This window comes from Paraburkholderia suaedae (genome assembly GCF_040812055.1).
Taxonomy (GTDB): Bacteria; Pseudomonadota; Gammaproteobacteria; order Burkholderiales; family Burkholderiaceae; genus Paraburkholderia.
The window spans coordinates 1-17,217 of the sequence record NZ_JBFOAH010000041.1 but is presented as its reverse complement, the minus strand read 5'-3'; the positions used below and the strand labels follow the sequence as shown (position 1 = coordinate 17,217).

General features: G+C 58.2%; 17 protein-coding genes. 12 read left to right on the top strand and 5 right to left on the bottom strand.

Annotated features, from left to right (window positions below; all coding sequences use genetic code 11):
- The first annotated feature begins 37 nt into the window (after positions 1-37).
- A complete protein-coding gene (locus tag ABQJ48_RS33720) occupies positions 38-841 on the top strand; it encodes a GntR family transcriptional regulator (RefSeq protein WP_367842252.1) in 804 nt (267 codons plus the stop codon).
- 65 nt (positions 842-906) lie between these two features.
- Here the strand turns inward: ABQJ48_RS33720 and ABQJ48_RS33715 are convergent, their stop codons facing one another.
- Together ABQJ48_RS33715 and ABQJ48_RS33710 are read right to left on the bottom strand one after the other, a co-directional pair.
- On the bottom strand, positions 907-2,244 hold the full coding sequence (locus tag ABQJ48_RS33715; protein ID WP_473094230.1) for an aspartate aminotransferase family protein: 1,338 nt from the start codon (positions 2,242-2,244) through the stop codon (positions 907-909).
- Between the two features lie 6 nt (positions 2,245-2,250).
- Positions 2,251-3,330: a phosphotransferase gene (locus ABQJ48_RS33710; protein WP_367842251.1), complete on the bottom strand. Its 1,080-nt coding sequence runs from the start codon at positions 3,328-3,330 to the stop codon at positions 2,251-2,253.
- 400 nt (positions 3,331-3,730) lie between these two features.
- Here ABQJ48_RS33710 and pxpA point away from each other — a divergent pair, with 400 nt between their 5' ends.
- The 10 genes from pxpA (at position 3,731) to ABQJ48_RS33660 (ending at position 13,748) form a co-directional block, all read left to right on the top strand.
- On the top strand, positions 3,731-4,456 hold the full coding sequence (pxpA, locus tag ABQJ48_RS33705; protein ID WP_367842250.1) for a 5-oxoprolinase subunit PxpA: 726 nt from the start codon (positions 3,731-3,733) through the stop codon (positions 4,454-4,456).
- 143 nt (positions 4,457-4,599) lie between these two features.
- Positions 4,600-5,985, top strand: a complete 1,386-nt coding sequence (locus ABQJ48_RS33700; protein ID WP_473094229.1) for a hypothetical protein — start codon at positions 4,600-4,602, stop codon at positions 5,983-5,985.
- Between the two features lie 2 nt (positions 5,986-5,987).
- Complete coding sequence (locus ABQJ48_RS33695) at positions 5,988-7,175, top strand: ABC transporter ATP-binding protein (protein WP_367842248.1); 1,188 nt, start codon at positions 5,988-5,990, stop codon at positions 7,173-7,175.
- A 31-nt stretch (positions 7,176-7,206) separates the two neighbouring features.
- Positions 7,207-8,412: an ABC transporter substrate-binding protein gene (locus ABQJ48_RS33690; protein WP_367842247.1), complete on the top strand. Its 1,206-nt coding sequence runs from the start codon at positions 7,207-7,209 to the stop codon at positions 8,410-8,412.
- 26 nt (positions 8,413-8,438) lie between these two features.
- Positions 8,439-9,353: an ABC transporter permease gene (locus tag ABQJ48_RS33685; RefSeq protein ID WP_367842246.1), complete on the top strand. Its 915-nt coding sequence runs from the start codon at positions 8,439-8,441 to the stop codon at positions 9,351-9,353.
- Positions 9,350-10,204: an ABC transporter permease gene (locus tag ABQJ48_RS33680; protein ID WP_367842245.1), complete on the top strand. Its 855-nt coding sequence runs from the start codon at positions 9,350-9,352 to the stop codon at positions 10,202-10,204. Before ABQJ48_RS33685 ends, ABQJ48_RS33680 begins: the two co-directional genes overlap by 4 nt.
- A gap of 29 nt (positions 10,205-10,233) precedes the next feature.
- Positions 10,234-11,094: a 5-oxoprolinase subunit B family protein gene (locus ABQJ48_RS33675; protein ID WP_367842244.1), complete on the top strand. Its 861-nt coding sequence runs from the start codon at positions 10,234-10,236 to the stop codon at positions 11,092-11,094.
- Positions 11,095-11,098: 4 nt separating this feature from the next.
- Positions 11,099-12,106 (top strand): 5-oxoprolinase subunit C family protein, encoded by a 1,008-nt coding sequence (locus ABQJ48_RS33670; RefSeq protein ID WP_367842243.1) that lies wholly within the window; start codon positions 11,099-11,101, stop codon positions 12,104-12,106.
- Between the two features lie 14 nt (positions 12,107-12,120).
- Complete coding sequence (locus ABQJ48_RS33665; RefSeq protein WP_367842242.1) at positions 12,121-12,366, top strand: acetyl-CoA carboxylase; 246 nt, start codon at positions 12,121-12,123, stop codon at positions 12,364-12,366.
- 8 nt (positions 12,367-12,374) lie between these two features.
- Positions 12,375-13,748: an acetyl-CoA carboxylase biotin carboxylase subunit gene (locus ABQJ48_RS33660; RefSeq protein WP_367842241.1), complete on the top strand. Its 1,374-nt coding sequence runs from the start codon at positions 12,375-12,377 to the stop codon at positions 13,746-13,748.
- Positions 13,749-13,894: 146 nt separating this feature from the next.
- Here ABQJ48_RS33660 and ABQJ48_RS33655 read toward each other — a convergent pair whose 3' ends face one another.
- Both ABQJ48_RS33655 and ABQJ48_RS33650 read right to left on the bottom strand, forming a co-directional pair.
- Entirely contained in the window at positions 13,895-14,545 is a 651-nt protein-coding gene (locus ABQJ48_RS33655; protein WP_367842240.1) for a glutathione S-transferase family protein, read from the bottom strand.
- A 30-nt stretch (positions 14,546-14,575) separates the two neighbouring features.
- A complete protein-coding gene (locus tag ABQJ48_RS33650; protein WP_367842239.1) occupies positions 14,576-14,986 on the bottom strand; it encodes a hypothetical protein in 411 nt (136 codons plus the stop codon).
- A 254-nt stretch (positions 14,987-15,240) separates the two neighbouring features.
- Between ABQJ48_RS33650 and ABQJ48_RS33645 the strand changes: the two genes are divergently transcribed.
- Positions 15,241-15,966 carry a GntR family transcriptional regulator gene (locus tag ABQJ48_RS33645; RefSeq protein WP_367842238.1) on the top strand — a complete coding sequence of 242 codons (726 nt, stop codon included), beginning with the start codon at positions 15,241-15,243 and terminating at the stop codon, positions 15,964-15,966.
- A gap of 479 nt (positions 15,967-16,445) precedes the next feature.
- Here ABQJ48_RS33645 and ABQJ48_RS33640 read toward each other — a convergent pair whose 3' ends face one another.
- Positions 16,446-17,117, bottom strand: coding sequence for a dienelactone hydrolase family protein (locus tag ABQJ48_RS33640; RefSeq protein WP_367842237.1), 672 nt, complete (start codon positions 17,115-17,117; stop codon positions 16,446-16,448).
- Positions 17,118-17,217 lie beyond the last annotated feature (100 nt).

Below are 17,217 nucleotides of genomic sequence, written 5' to 3'. Positions count from 1 at the left end.
CCCTGTAGCAGCGAGACTACCAACGAGGGCCGAAGAGATGGTCGACATGCTGCAAGACAAACTCCAACATCAGAACCTGAACGACCGCACCTATGCACTCTTGAAGGGTGGCTTGATATCAGGCAGTTTCCATCCAGGCCAGGTGTTCATTATCCGCTCGCTCGCTGAGCGCTATGGGATTTCGACGACGCCAGTGCGCGAAGCGCTCCAGCGTCTCGTCGCTGAACGTCTGCTGGTAATGCTGCCAAACCGCTCCATCGTCGTTCCCACCCTTTCGCCAGCAGCTTTCGGCGAGATTTATCGAATCCGATACGAGCTTGAGGGCTTGGCAGCGCAGATGGCCACGCATTTTTTCAAGGTTTCGGATATCGCACGCCTCAAAAAAACGCTCCTCGCCATGGACGGGGCTGTCGAGCGCGGCGACAGGACGGCATATCGTGAGCTTAACGAGAAATTCCACTTCGCTATCTATGAGAAGGCCAACTCCCCGCGTCTGCTCGAGATGATTCAGGGCTTGTGGGGCCAGGTCGGGCCGGTCTTCTACGGTCTGCTTGAGGACCCCGACTATGGCGGAGAGCACGCCAATGTTCACCACCACGAACTGGTCAAAGCAATCGAATCGGGTGACGCTGACGGCGTCAGAGAGAAGCTTGTAGAAGACCTGGTCGCCGCCCAAGACGCGCTGATGCCCCGGTTGCAGACGCTTGTTGCTGAGGGCGTCGAGGCGCTCCTGCCTTTTCAAGGCGAAAACGAACTGGATGCACCCGCCCGCAGGCGTGCTGTCGCGTCAGCCAGGCAGCCAGTACAGCCGGTGAGGGCTCGTAGGGGGGCGCGCAAGTAAATACGCGCGCTTACAGCTCAGCCATGAGTGAGTAAGGGGTAGCATCAGGCTACCCCTTTTTTGTTTTACTGCCGGCCACTCTCTTCCCGAAGCGCGTCTTCCATTGCGCTCAGGAAATGGTCTGCGTTTTGACGCGAAAAGGGCAGAGGCGGCCGAATCTTGAGTACATGCCCTTCGGGGCCGGATGCGCCAATCAGAATCAAGCGCTTGCGCAGGCCGTTCACAAGCCGGATGGCAAAGTCCGGGTCCGGCTCGTGGCTTTCCTGGTCCTTGACCAGGTCAACTCCGATGAAGAAACCGGCGCCGCGCACCTGGCCGATACACTTGTACTGACGCGCCAGTTCCGCAAGACCTTGCTTCATGTAACTGCCCACGGACTTGGCGTTCTGCATCAACTGCTCATCCTCCATGACTTCGAGCACGGCAAGACCTGCGGCGCAACACACAGGGTTGCCGCCAAACGTGTTGAAGTAGCGTGCGCGAAGCGCAAAGTCCTGCAGCACTTCAGGTTTTGCAATCAGGCCTGCAATAGGCAGCCCGTTGCCCATTGGCTTACCCATGATGACCAGGTCCGGCACGACGCCGTGCCGCTGGAAGCCCCACATTGCATCACCTGTGCGACCGAATCCCGGCTGCACTTCATCTGCAATGAAGACTCCGCCCGCTCGACGGATTGCCTGGACCGCCGGAGCGAGAAAGCCTGCGGGGTCGGCGTACACGCCGTCACTGGAAAAAATTGTGTCGACGATAAGCGCCGCGACTTTCACTCCATGCCGCTTCAGGTCGTCGATGGCGTGCTGCACGTTGCTTGCGAACGTCTCGCCGACATCTGCGCCTTCGCCGCGCAGAGGGTCCGGCGCGGGAACGGTGCGCACATGCTGCCCCAGCGGTACGTGCTCGCCCAGAGACGGGGAGATTTCCGAAACGGCGGAGGTAATGCCGTGATAAGCCGTCTCCGTCACGATGATGCCTGTGCCGCCCGTAAAATTGCGCGCGACGCGCAGCGCAAGGTCCGAGGTTTCGCTTCCGGTGCACGTGAACATCACATTGGACAGTTCCGGCGGGAATGTGCCAATCAGCTTTTCCGCGTATGTCAGAATCAGTTCATGGAGGTAGCGGGTGTGCGTGTTGAGAGTGGCGACCTGCTTTGTAATTGCTTCGACTACGTGTGGATGGCAATGCCCCACTGACGGTACGTTGTTATAGACGTCCAGATATCGATTTCCCTGCGCATCGAACATGTAGACGCCTTCTGCGCGAACCAGGTGGACAGGTTCCTCGTAGAAGAGCTTGTACGAAGGGCCGAGGACCTTTTGTCTGCGGGCGAGAAGCGCGCGCAGCCCCGCATCCAGATTTTCAGTATTCGCAGGGTTAAAAGCGTTGACCATCAATGGCTTAACCATAACTCACTACTCCATGTTGCACGCGACCCGAAGCCTACGCTGCGCTATGTCGCGTTTAAGGGTTGAGAGGTGTGCCAGTCCCTGCCAGGCGCTAGCGTTGTTCTTCAGGATGTAAGCGCTGTTTTGCGGATAGCGTTCGGCGCGCCAGCCGGTAATCGCCACGGTGACCACGAAGCGGGCGGCAATCAGGTAATAGAGCAGGTCTACCTCGTCGCGCTCAAGCGGCAACACAGCGTGATATGCAGACACAAACTCCGCCACCGCGTCCCATGGGTCGTCTGTGGTGTTCATGTGATACGACGCTCCGACCGCTACGTCGACGGCGAGCGGGCTGAGAACCATGTCGCCAAAATCGAGAATGCCCGCTAGTCGGTCATTATCAATTGGGTCGACCAGCACGTTGTAGAAGTTCAGGTCGTTGTGAATGACCTGCGCGCGGAGGTTGGACAGTACTGGCTCCGCATTGGCCTCAAACGCAGTCAGAAAATCGTCCGCAAGCTGCCGTCGGGCGATGTCCGGAATGTGTGCAATCAACGGGCGTATGCCGGCCGCGTGCTGAATGTCCCACGCGAGTTCATGACCAGCAGCGGGATGAGAAAAGTCCCTCAGCGCCAAGTCCAGCTTTGCCAGATGCGTTGCGAGCTCCCGCCGGTGCGCCGACGTGCGCTGCACCGTATTGAGCGGCACACCGGGAAGATATGACAGGAGTCTAACGGCCCGGAGCCGGCCTTCCTCAAAAGGCAGGCGAAGATGCGGCTGCCCGTTCAACGCACGAAAAACCCGTGGCACGGGAATGCGCGGGTCGACCTGCGCGATGTGTAGCAGGGCAGACACCTGGAAGTCGTTTATAGCAGGGTCTTCCGCGTGGTTGCTAATCCGGAGCGCGTATTGCCCGCCATCGCGCGCGACGATTCTGAAGTTCTGGTCGCGCTCGCTCGTCAGGCGCGATGCAGCACCGTCAATTCCGAAATGGCATAACGCCAGTTCCTCCGCCTCAGCAAGCGTAATCTCTTCCGCAGCCACGCTCAGGATGCTTCTCCCAAGCTTGTCTGTCTGAGCTTCCGCATTGGTTTGTACATCGACCATGGTATCTCCGAACACAGTAAAGTGCGTGTTTAAATCGCGGATACATGATATATGATGCAACACGTGGATGCGTGAATTTTTCAGCCGCTCACGATACGCGGCACCAGGATGTGGCAAGCGAATCGCCGCCAAGGCCTTGCCGGTGGCGGGTTTGGCGATGTGTCGAAGACTTTCCTGGTCCCGGACCATCGCGTCTGAGGAGTAGGAAGTTCCTTAAAAAAGACGACGATTTTTTATTTTTTCCCGGCCAATGCGATATATGATATCTCGCAGCACTGCCGTGGGTTGGCTAGCTCCGGTGAGCGGCGAAGGGGTGGTCTCCGCCAGTCCTCCGGTGCCCGTGTATGTCGCGCGGCGACGAATTGTGTGAACTGACGGCCTCCCGTCAAAAGGACATTCGATGAAAGGTCTTACCATCAACTGTGATATGGGCGAGGCGTTTGGCATCTACCAGTTGGGTGACGACGCCGCGGTGATGCCGTACGTCACGCATGCGAACGTCGCGTGTGGCTTTCATGCTTCCGACCCAAACGTCATGTGGCGGACGGTCCGCGCTGCCAAGCAGCATAACGTCAAGGTCGGCTCGCACCCAGGCCTGCCGGACCGCGAGGGGTTCGGGCGTCGGGAAATGAAGTTCTCGCGCAATGAGACGGCTGCGCTTGTTTTGTACCAGACCGGAGCGCTGAGAGCATTTCTGGATGCAGAGCAAATGACGCTTTCGCATATCAAGCCCCACGGCGCGTTGATGGGCATGGCAATGAAGTACAACGCTGTGGCCGAAGGCATTGCTGACGCTGCGCTGGCACTCAAGCTCCCCGTTATCGCATGCACGGACAGTGAAATGACCCGCGTGTTCGACCAGCGTGGCGTCGAGTACTCGTGCGAGTTCTATGCCGACCTCGATTACGACGACGAAGGTCGTCAGCTCATTACGATGATTCACGAGGCGGTTGCGCCAGAAGACGCAGTTGCCAAGGTCATGCGTGCGCTGCGCGAGAAGACCACCAGGTCCATCAATGGTGTATCTGTGCCCGTAGCTATCGATTCGATATGCGTTCATAGCGACACTCCGGGTGCTTTGCCTCTCGCGAAGGCTGTTTATGAAGCGGTCGCGGACCGTCTCTGAACCGATACGGAATCGCGACCATGCTAGCCGTGAGCTCATCGACAATCGTTACGGGAGCGAAAGCGCGGGTGTTAGTACTGCGGGCTCTCTCCGTGGGGGCGCGTGCAATCGGCTCGTCGCTCGGCCCATACGGCCGAGGTCTTATGTATGACGGTGGTTCAGGTGGTCCGCAACACAGTTCGTCGGGGCTTGATATTGCACGTCGGGTGACAGATGAGTCAGGTGCCGGCACAGTCGCGCTTCGTATCCTGAGGGATGCTCTGTGGGCGGTTCAGCGCGACCTCGAAGACGGAACCGCGCGTACCGCATGTATCGCAGCAGCCCTCTACACGCAGGCGGCAAAGCACGTTGCACATGGAACCGCGCCAGCGCTGCTCTGCAAGGAAATCCAGCAGTTGCAAAGCGAGATGCCTGCTCTCGTCGAAGCGCAGCGATGTGAGGCGGCTGACAGTTTCGACGTAGCTCGTAGCGCTTGCGCCGACGAAGATATCGCGCGCTCCCTCAGTGACGCCTACTCCGCATCGTCGGAGAAAGGCGCCATTGATATCCAGCAAGGAACTGGTTCCGACATCCAGCTTGAGCGCTATTGCGGCTACTGTCTCGATGTGGCACCCGAAGCCGCGGGCCTTTCGACACAAGAACAAGGCCTGCGCGTTGAGATGGACTCGGTGCATGTGCTGGTCGTCAACGAAATACTGAGTGACTTTGGCCCGCTCGCCCGGATTCTCGAGCAGTTTGCATTGCACTCCAAATCTCTGGTCATCGTCGCACGAGGTTTCGAGGGTGCAGCGCGCAGCACGCTGACGGCTAACCGCGCCGTGCTTCGGATGCATGTTCTCGGATTGATTCCGGTCCAGGTGGGTGAGCAGGCCATGCATCTGCTCGACGACCTTTGCGCGGCCACTGGCGCTACAGTTATTAGCGAAGAGACTGGAACGTCGATGGCAAATGTCCGTCCATCAATGTTAGGCCGCACTTCTCGGCTGGTTCTGGAGCGCGGTCGCGCCATATTTTCGGAGCCCAACGGCGACGTGAATGCAATTCATGCGCGACGCGCATTGTTGTCTGCTCAGGCTGCGTCCCAACGGTATCTGGCGTTGGACCGGGAAAAACTTCAAAGACGTGCGGCACGACTCGCGGGCAACTGGGCCATTCTGCGAATAGGCGGTCGTACGCACTGGGAGGCGGAGCAACGGGTCGGAAGCGCTCGCGCTGCGCTCGCTGCGCTGGCTGCTTCAAGAGCGTCCGGTGTTGTCGCGGGGGGCGGTCAGGCACTTCTCTCAGTGGCCGCATCGCTCATTAAGTTGAAGGCGGACAGCGCCAGTGACGTACGCCGTGCCGCACTCGACTGCATTGCCACTGGCTGCTGTTCGGTGGCCCTGCAAATCGCCGGTAATGCTGGGGGCGGCGTCGAGGAATCAGAATTCAAGTATCGGACGGTTGACCCTCTGTCGACCACCCTTGCCATCCTGCAGCATGCGATTTCGGTTGCTGCAACCATGCTGACTGTCGAGGTTTTGATATGTTAAGAGTGAGCAGCGAAGAAGCCGGCTACGCTCAAACTCTGGTTTCTTCTATGGGTGTGTCAGCCGACGTTAGACAGGACGCCCGCGAGATACCCGAGGGTGCCAGAGGACAAGACGATTACATCCTGCGGGCGGTCGACCTTGTGCACCAGTATGGTCCGGTAACTGCACTTGACCACGTATCGCTCGACGTCAGGCGCGGTGAGTTTCTGACGATTCTCGGGGAGAGTGGCTCAGGAAAAACGACGATGTTGCGTGTGATATCTGGCCTCGAGAAGGTGTCGCACGCGGCGCAACTTACGCTGGACGGCATTGATGTCCGCGGCGTCCCGGCTGCGAAGCGGAACTGCACGACTGTGTTCCAGAGCTATGCGCTCTTTCCACACATGTCGGTAGAGGAGAACGTCTGCTATGGCTTGAAACTGCGCGGGGTAGGCAAGGATGAAGCCCGGCGTCAGGCAAACGACGCACTGTCGATGGTTCGTCTGGGTGGAAAAAGTACCCGGCGCATTGGCCAGCTTTCAGGGGGCGAGCGTCAGCGTGTTGCGCTGGCTAGAGCCATTGTGACGCGACCGGCCATCCTGCTTCTTGACGAACCGCTCGGCGCATTGGACGAAAAGCTGCGCTACGACATGCAGGCCGAACTGGTCGACATACATCGCGCGCTCGGCATGACCTTCATCTACATTACCCACAGCCAGGAAGAAGCACTGACGATGAGCGACCGCATCATTCTGATGCGCCGTGGGCGCATCGAACAATGCGGTACCCCTGAGAACCTTTTTGACCGTCCGGCAAGCCGCTTCGCGGCGGAATTCATGGGTTTCGACAACGTGCTTCCGTGCACGGTGCAGGCCATCACCGAGGGTGGCGAAGCGGCTGTCGACTTCAATGGAGCGACTCTTCGTGGCGTATGCGCCTCCGGTTCACATCTGGGGCAGGGCGATACAGCACTGTTTGCAGTTCGGGCCGAACGGTTGACACCCATTACGAGAACGGGGGCAGTCAGTGGCAGCAACGTCATCGCATGCGCGCCGGCCGAACACGTTTATCGCGGCAAGTACACCGACCAGACGGCACTGACCCCTGACTCTACGCGGCTGAAGATTCGTAGCTGGGACCAAAGCGCAACACCTGGCGAATTCGATGCAGTGACCTGCCGCGTGCAGGACTGCGTGATTCTTCCTCATTAACTTATCCGGTAGTCAAAAGAGAGGATTGACCATGAAAGACCGCCATTCCACCACCTCGCAGCTGGACCTGACCCGGCGCGACATGTTGAAGGGCCTTGCCGCTACCGGAGCGTTAGCAATTACCGGTACGTTGGGCCTGAGCCGCGTCGCTGCAGCAGCCGATTCGCAAGCGGTGAGCGCGTACGGGGTGACGACCGCGCAACTCAAGGACTGGTCGGTGCTGCAGAAGTCCACGGGACTCAAGATGCAGTACGTCGGTTCCAACAACGATGTCGGCGTTTTCATGCGCGACATCCTCGCCTCCCAGATGGGTAACAAGGCAGATATTTTCATCTTTGAAGGTGGCACACAGAACATCCTCGGGCCGCAGGGGGCATATCTCGTCATCGATGAGAAGAATCCTAACCTCAAGCTTTGGCAGCGCACGCCTGATGTATGGAAACGCTCGGCGGTCGTCGTTGGTAAGGATGGTAAGCAGTATGGTGTACCTGTTATCGGCAACGCTGACAGCTTCGGCTACTTCCCCGACAAGCTCGGAGTGAAGGCTGACGGCACAGCGGACCTTTCTTGGAAAACCGTCTTCGAAGACGACCGTACACGTGGTCGTGTCGGTTACGACAACACCTGGAATTACTCAATTGGCGTAGCTGCGCTTTATCTCAAGTCCACTGGGAAGGCGAAGATTGGGGACCCTGCCGACCTGACTTCCGCGGAAGCCAAAACAGTCGTGGACTTCCTCGTTGCACGCAAAAAGGCAGGGCAGTTCCGTACGCTGGTCAGCTCGTTTGAGCAGCAGATTCAATTGCTTTCGAATCACGAGGTTGATGTGCTGAATTGTTGGGAGCCGGCTGTGCGCGAGGCGAACCTGAAGCTCGGCGAGGGCAAGACGCGATACGCATACACCGTGGAGGGATATTACAAATGGGGGCACGGTGCGTATATCGCCTCGCAAGCAAAGGGCCGCGGCAATCTCGACACCGTCTACAAAATGCTGAATTACTTTCTCGACGGGGAGTACCGCGCCTTGCAAGCTCGTGACCGCGGCTATGCGGGCCCTAACATGGACCTTGCTGTCGAATACGCAAGCGCGCATAGCTGGTCGGCCGACCAGATTCAGAATCTCAAGGCCACTCAGCAAAAGGTGGATAGGAAGTTTGCCAAGCCGTTCGTCAGCACTACCACGCCTTCACACTCGGACGCCCTTGAAGAAGAGTGGCAGCGGTTTCTCAATGCGTAACCCGTAGGGGAGCGAAGGACGACATCATGAGCAACCTGATTCAGAAGTTCTCGAGTCGCGCCAGCATGCGAACACCGCTTGAGCGCTCGCCGTGGCTGCTTCGCAGCTTTCTATGCATATGGTTGTTCGTCGTAATCGCGCCCCTGGTAGTCCTTGTTGCTTACAGCTTTTTCGACAGCCGTAACTTCATGATGGTCTATGAGCCGTCGCTCAAGACGTGGGAAAGCATCTTCACATCGGGCCGCTTCGAGGTGACGGTGCGGACCCTGCGGATTGCATTGACCGTCACGCTCATCGAACTGCTGCTCGCATTCCCTTCCGCGCTGTGGCTGGCGAAAGGCAACTGCACGAAGACGACCCGGGCAGTCGTTCTGGCTTTGCTGACCATTCCGTTCTTCCTTGACCAGTCATCCCGCATCATCGTATGGCGCGGGATTCTGGATGAGACCGGGATGATTAACCATGTTCTGATGATACTGCATGCCATTCAATCTCCCATCAAGGGAATGCTGTACACGGAAGCGGCTGTTCATTTCGGCATGGTGGTGTCCTATTTCCCAATGATGATTTTGCCGATTTATTTGGCCATCAGCGTTATCGACGACACATTGATATCCGCAGCCGCAGACCTCGGCGCGACTCCGGCACGCATTGTCATGGACGTCATCCTTCCGCTTTCACTTCCCGGTGTGCTTGCAGGCGTCATCTTTACCCTCGGGCCAGCGCTGGCATCGTGGGTTGAGCCGAATCTGCTTGGTGGAGGATTCGTCAACATGCTGAGCAATTCCGTTGATAGTGCATACGGTGCGCTGCGGTATCCGGTTGTGGCCGCGCTGTCGAGCTTTGTCGTTCTCATGATTGGCGTCATTTTCGCCGTGCTGATGTTCTTGACGCGCCGGTTTGCCGACCTGTCCATGTCTTTCCGGAGCCTGCAAAGTTGAACCAGTCAGTCATTGATATGCCGGCATCGACGATGAACCGGCACGCCAAAGGAAGTACCTGGAGTTATTGGGCGGGGTGGCCGCATGTCGCGAAGTTTATTGCGTTCGGCGCTCTGGCATTTATCTACTTCCCATTGCTGTGGCTTGCGCTGATGTCGGTTAGTGCGCAGCCGCTATCAGGACTTCCACTCCCATTTTCAGGGGCGAACTACGTTGCGCTGTTCCGGTCCGGTGACTGGCTTGCTCCATTCGGTATAAGCCTGCTGATTGCGCTCCTGGTCGGTGCCGTAACAGCGGTGACTGCGACGCTCGTTGGCCGCGTGTTGCCGCATTCGAAACGCGCCGGGACGCTCGTACTGCTCGCAGTGTTGCCGCTGTTCATCCCCGGCATGTCGATGGGCGCGGCACAGTTCATCTTCCTGCGCCCGATGATGGGACTGACGCTGGGCTACTGGTCGATTTTTCTCGGACATGTCGTCTGGGCGTTCCCGTTCTCGTTGCTGATTGTCCTCGTGCTGACGACACGCTTTGACAGTCGCCTCGTCGAGGCTGCTGCAGACCTCGGCGCGTCGGGTTGGCGCATCTTCTGGGATATCGAGATGCCGATACTGCGACCGGGCATTGTTGGGGCGGGCACTTTCGGGTTTCTGATTTCCTTCAATGAAGTCCAGCGCTCGATTTTCCTCCGCGGTACGGCAGAGACGATGCCCATCTGGAACTGGATGATGGCTTCGTCGCAGCAGTCACAGGTCCCGGTGATTTTCTGTCTCGAGACGATTGTGCTGGCCGTTGTCCTGCCCTCGCTCGCCGCGCTGTTCTGGGTGCTCTTTGTCCGCATGGACAAGAACTAACATTGTCCAATCTTCATTTGAGGCAACCTATGCACCACGCTGAGCCGCGATTCAGTCCGGCGGGCGATTCATTTATTGAGGTGGAGCTCGGTAACGAAATGAGCTTTGACCTGAACGTCCGGGTTCAGGCTCTCGCACGCTCCATCCGCGAAGCCGACATCCAGGGTGTCATCGAATTGGTGCCTGAACTGGCATCACTGCTTGTTTCGTACGACCCCGACCGTATCACCTATGACGATGTAGTGATGGAGGTACAGAGCATTTTCGCTCAGCAGTCGGGAGACGGTGTGACGGAGATGCCTAGCCGGTTGTACTACGTCCCGCTCTACTACTTCGACCCGTGGACCGAAGAATGTATGGGGGATTACCGTAAAACCTACCCCGACAAGGTCCCGGACCCTGAATTGCTCTGTCAGGCAAACGGGCTGGCTGACCGGGCGGCTTTGCAACGCGTGCACTGTAGTACCGAATACTGGGTCGCCGCGCTGGGTTTCTGGCCGGGGCTCTGTTCGCTCATGCCGCTCGACCCTCGCGCCAGGCTCACAGCGCCCAAATACAACCCGCCGCGTGGCTGGACACCAAAGGGAACAATTGGGGTGGGCGGCGGACTCACATGCGTGTATCCGGACCGCACGCCGGGTGGCTACCAGATATTCGCGCGTACGCCGATGCCAATCTGGGATAAGGACCAGCGGCTTGCGGCGTTTAAGGACAGTCTTGCCTTGTTCCAGCCCGGTGACCGAGTCCGCTTTACTCCAATCGGAAGGGAGGAGTACGACTTCATTGAGGCGAAAGTGAATGACGGAACGTATCAACATCCGATGATTGACTATCAGATTTTCTCGGTCGCCCGATATCGGGACTGGCTGCGCGACCTGGTAAAGGAGTAAGGCGATGCTCGAAGTACTCAAGCATGGGCTCGAGACCACCGTACAGGAGTTGCCCGGCCGCATCGGGCACTGGGAACAGGGATTCCCCCCGTCCGGTCCCGCGGACGCATGGTCCTTTCGACTCGCCAACTTGCTGGTTGAAAATCACCGGGACACCGCTGCGCTGGAGTGGCAGTTCATTGGCCCGACGCTGCGCTTTCATCGCGACTGTGCCATCGCATTGACCGGAGCTGATGTGGTCGCAAAGCTGGACGACGGAATTGTCCCGCTTTGGCAGACCATTCACGTGCGTGCCGGTCAGGTGCTCGTGTGCCCGGCGGCGAGGACCGGTGCAAGAGGTTACATCGCGGTTTCCGGAGGCATTGCAACCGCGAGTGTGCTTGGCTCGCGGGCGACTTTCCATATGGCTGGCATCGGCGGCATCAGCGGTGGTTCGCTCAAAACCGGCGACCAAGTGCCTCTCGGAGAAGCCAGGCCCGTGCGCAAGCTGTTGACCGTCGCCGACAGCGCGCGGCCGCCCATTCACCCGTCCGCATCGGCAGGGTCATCAGACTCGCGGATAGCGGCGATGCTCGGACCAAACAGCACATGGCTCGAAGACGATTCCATCACGATGTTCTTCGATAACGAATGGACGGTGAGCACAAACAGCAATCGAACAGGCCTGCGCCTGTCTGGTCCGCAATTTTCCTTTTCCCCCCAGGCCTATTCGAAGCCTGCTGAACACGGTAGCGAGCCGTCGAACATTCTGGACCATGGATACCCGGTTGGGGGTATCAGCATTGCAGGGCAGACGCCTATTGTCTTCATTAACGACTCACCGAGCGCGGGCGGTTTCGTTGTGCCTTTTACGGTTCCGCGCTTCGACCTGTGGCGTCTCGGACAGGCCAGACCACACGCAAAATTGCGTTTTCGACGGGTCACCATGGCCGACGCGAATGAAGGACGGCGCAGGCTGGACAAGCTTTGCAGCAGTCAATCGCTTGTCGAAGTGCACAGCGTCAAGGCCTAATAAGGAGAACACACATGGCAGATGTTGATGTCAAAAGCCCGATTCCGGGCACCTTCTATCGAAGCCCCGCTCCCGGCGAGGCACCGTTTGTCAGCGAAGGACAGGTGGTCACCGAGGAATCAGTGATTGGCAGCATCGAGCTGATGAAACAGTTCAATGAGGTGTATGCGGGCGTCGAGGGAATACTGACCTCGTTCGTTGCAGGTGACGGTGAAGCCGTAGATTCTGATGCTGTGCTCGCTATCATTTCCACGAGCTGAGGAACGATATGCAACAACGCATCAGGAAGGTGTTTGTCGCGAACCGGGGCGAGATTGCGGTGCGTATCATTCGTGCGGCGCGCGAGCTCGGCATGCAGACTGTTCTTGGCTGTAGCGCGGCCGATGTTGACAGTCTTGCTGCGCATATGTCCGACGAAGTGATTACCGTTGGACCGGCCCCCGCAGCAAAGAGTTATCTCGACATCGCGGCGGTGGTGACTGCGGCGAAAGGAGCCGGCGCCGATGCCGTACACCCAGGCTACGGCTTTCTGTCAGAAAACGCGGAATTCGCGCAGGCGGTGGTCGATGCCGGTCTGATTTTTGTCGGTCCGTCGCCACAAGCTATTGCATTGATGGGTGACAAGGCGCAGGCACGAGCCTGTGCGATGAAAGCAGGCGTACCGACAGTTCCCGGCAGCAAGGGTGTGGTCGAAAATCTCGCGACCGCTCTTGTCAACGCGGACCAGGTCGGCTACCCAGTCATGCTTAAGGCTGCGGCTGGCGGGGGAGGACGAGGCATTCGAGTTGCAGCAGACGCGAAAGAGCTGGAGGCTCAATACGCCATCGCGACTCGTGAAGCCCAGAGCGCCTTCGGCTACGGTGGACTTTATCTCGAGCGATTCGTCGGATTGGCGCGTCACGTGGAAGTGCAGATTCTGGCGGACGGCGAGCGCGCGATACATCTTTTCGAGCGCGAGTGCTCGCTGCAGCGGCGTAGACAGAAGCTGGTCGAAGAAGCTCCGTCTCCCTCGCTGGACAGTGCTGTACGTCAAAAGATGTGCTTGTCCGCTGTTGCGCTTGCAGAGTCTGTCGGCTATCGCGGTGTCGGCACCGTCGAGTATCTGTACGACCCGAAGACCTCAGAATTCTTTTTCATCGAGATGAACACCCGCGTCCAGGTCGAGCATCCAATCACAGAGATGGTTACGGGTATCGACATCGTGCGGGAGTCCCTGCGGCTTGCCACCGGAGAACCCTTGCAACACAACCAGGCAGAAATCGCGTTGCGCGGTGCTGCGATTGAATGTCGTATCAATGCGGAAGACCCACAAAAAAACTTCATGCCGGCGCCAGGTACAGTTAATGCGCTGCGGCTACCGACAGGACCTGGAGTACGTGTCGACACACATCTCTACGAAGGCTACTCCGTCCCTCCGTACTATGACTCTCTCCTCGCCAAGGTTGTCGTCTGGGATTGCGCCAGACCTCAAGCAATCGAACGCATGAAGCGTGCGCTTGGCGAATTCGACGTCGAAGGCCTGAAGACTACGAAGTCACTTCATCTTGCGTTGCTCGACGACGAAGGCTTTCGTGCGGCCGACTATCACACCGGATATCTCGAAGCAAATCTCTCCAGAATCGTGAGCGGCATCACCGATTAAGGACAGAAATCGATTTCAGGGGGCGACGGCGTCGGGAACAACCGGCCTCGTCGCTTTTTTTTCACATGTGCTTATGCGCTCGGCCGCTGCCTTGGGAGCTTTATGTTACTCCGGTGCATAGGCGCACCTATCTACTTGAAAGCGCTTTATTTCCTTTGGCTGCTTAACGCATCCTTGAACGCCTGGCGTGACGAGAGGTTCCGGTGCCATTTGATGACGGACGGTAGCATGGGTCCCGGTTCCAACACTTGTCCGAACTTGTCCGCAAGCGAAAACCAGCGGTGAGCGGAAAGGCAGAGTCCGATATCCGCCACCGTGAACTCCGCGCCGGCAATGTATGCCTGAGCACTCAAGACCTTATCCACGATTGCCAGCATGCGCCCGGCGTCCGCGTGCGCTTTCCGTATCGCGTCGTAGTTGCGCTGGGACTCGGGGGTCCGCGTGAGACCCAGGAAAGCAACGCGGAGCGTCCCCCACAGCGTTGCAAGCTGCCAGTCCATCCAGCGCTCGACGCCTGCACGCTCTTTAAGCCCGACCGGAAGCAGCGCTTCGTTGCCAGCTGCGCTGGCGAGGTATCGGACGATGGCATTTGACTCCCACAGCACAAAGTCGCCGTCGACCAAAGTTGGCACCAGTCCATTCGGATTGAGCGCGAGGTACTCGGCGGTATTGACGACGCCGAAGTCGAGACCCGCATCAATACGTTCGTAGTCGCGTCCCTCAACAGCGCCCAGCTCGCCAAGACACCACAAAACCTTCTGTACGTTTATAGAAGTACGTCTGCCGTAAAGCTTCATCGATTTTCCTGATATTGGTCCTGAGGCATATTACTCGGGAGCCGTTACCGGCATGCCGCCGTCCGACGCGGAGGCGGTCCGAGCCAGCGGTGACTTTATGCCTGTCCCGTTCGCGACCGAGCGCGCCATATGAGCAGCGGCGCCGAGGTAGTTCGCGGGGTCGGTCAATGCTCGCAATTTTGCTTCGTCGAAGCGCCCGCGAATCTGTGCATTTGCGTTCAGGACATCATACAGCGTACGGCCCTTTTCGATGGCGGTGCGGCATGCGTCATAGACCATGTCATGCGCCGGCTTCGGCGCGATGAAACCGAGTGCGAGACCGAGTACGATGCCCGCAACAATCTGTACGCCAAGGCGCGCGTATATTGGCGGCTTCTGTCGCGCTGGCGCAAGGTGCGGCGGCGCGCTATCAGGATTTGCCATTTCGCTAGGAACAGCCATGCTTGTCTCCGTTTTTGCGCTAGCATACGGGAAAAAGAGTCCCGAATATGTCCGTACTTGTTTATTATGTCCGGACTATATTGGCGACTTGCGGGGAGGTCAACACGGGGTTTACCTGGAGTTCGGCGGCCCGGACCGAACTCGATGTGGCCTTGACTTGGCAATCCCTGTGTCCGGGGCTAGCATTAGCGCACAGCGAGTCCGGGCCGTTGCGGCCCGATGCGCATCTCGCAACAGACGAAAGGAACGCAGCAATGAAGCCCCGATACGCCGAACTGGCGGACCAGCTCATCCAGGCAATCGGCGATGGAACCTTTGGAGTGGGGGCGGCGTTGCCGAGTGAGGTCGATTTGTCCGCGCAGTACGGCGTGAGCCGGGCGACTGTACGTTCTGCGCTTGGAAGAGTGCAGGAGTTAGGATTGATTTCGCGGCGCAAACGCGCGGGAATCAGAGTGGAGGCGGCTAGGCCGCGAGTTGCGTTCGAGCAGTCGCTGTCCACCGTCGAGGACCTGGTTCAGTTTGCGGTGCTCACAGAACGGCACGTTCAGTCGATTACGGAAGTGTCTGCTAGCCCTTCACTGGCCGCGAAGCTCGGCGTAGAGACCGGCTCCCGCTGGCTCCGGGTCGAGTTGCTGCGTGTGGACCCCACCAAGCCTGAGGCCCCGATATGCTGGACCGATGTCTATTTGGAAGCGGCGGTAGGCGCGGGTATACGGCGCGAACTCCGAAAAAGCTCGGGGCTGATTTGTGAAATGGTGGAGCGGCACTTTGGCCGGCCAGTACAGGAAGTACGACAGGAAATTCGGGCAGTCGGTGTACCAGCGCGGGTCGCTGCACCACTCGCCACCGAACCCAATGCTCACGCGCTTGAGATAACCCGGCATTACGTCGACCAGCGCGGTGCCGCATTTGAGATAACAGTAAGCGTTTTTCCCGCAGAACGTTTTACTTATGCGCTCCAATTGAGGCGACAAGCTTGATTGCGCACGCCCGAGATGCCCACTGTAGACGGACGCATAACCTGAGAAACCGGCCCTTGCCACATACGGCTCTCAGGCCGGTGCGGGCGCATAACGTGGGAAAAGCGGACGCATACTCTTGGAATTTCTGCCCCAAGCCCCTCAAGCACGGCATGTTGAAGTTCCTACATGTTCGCACTTTGCCATCGGACTTAATCGCCCGTTCCACGTTGGAGGTGCGTCGCCCTTCTCACCTCGACCTTCTGTATTTGGCCAGGGCGGATGCTACACGCCTCTATGGCTTTTTGACGAGAACGCAATCGACGCTGTGTTGCGCAGTTGACACTTACCACCAATCGGGAGCAGCAAGCCTCAGCCCTTCACTTAACGTGTTGGGGGAACCTAGGCGCAGCAGGCCTGATTCGAAGCACAGAGAGCAAATCTCTACGCCTTTTGCATAAAGGCTCAATGCAATGCTATTTCCGCCAGTCTCGCCGGAATTACGGGGCACGTGTCTGTGTCGGCTTAAGCGTAGTGGTAACCAGGTTGGCTATTGCCTTCTTCGTTTGCTCCGTCGCGCTCTCGTCGTACCCGATTATCACGCCTCGTTCGACACAAGGGTCCGCATATGAGAACGGCAGGTTGCTTTTGACGTTAAGCAATCGTCCCGCGCTGTGTTCTTCCCATGCACAGTTGCGCACTGTTTGCGCTTTCGGCAGTGGGGTTGGATGTTCAAAGGCGCGCGCATCGAAAAGATGATTGACCCCTGCAAACTCTGTGAGCTGTACGTCCGCCCCCTTGGCCTTCAGCCGTTCCACATAGGCCTTGCAAGTCGTGACCGGGTCATAGTTGTCTGCGCTTCCATGGAATATGCGAATAGGAGCCTTTGAAACGTTGTCGTCATCCAGGTAGTGGGCACTGCAGTCTGGGTAGAGCGGAACATAGGCTGCAAATCCTGGAGTGGACGTATCGGCATGCGCTTTCTGGAAGCGCATCATGCTCGCGTAGAGTGCGCTTTGCCCTCCACGAGAAAAACCCATCAGCATCACGCGGTTCGCGTCGACACGAGGGTTTTTGGAAATAAGGCTGAGCGCGCGATACGCGTCTTCTATCTGGGCGAGTCTGCCAAGCTGACTTTGGTCATTGATTGGTAAGCGCTCAATTTGGCACACGGGACCGGTAAAGTTGCGTGGCGATAGATCTGCGCTTACCGCGTCGCGGTAATCGGCGCGAGTCGTGTTAATACGGTTGTTGGATCAAGCGATTTCACGC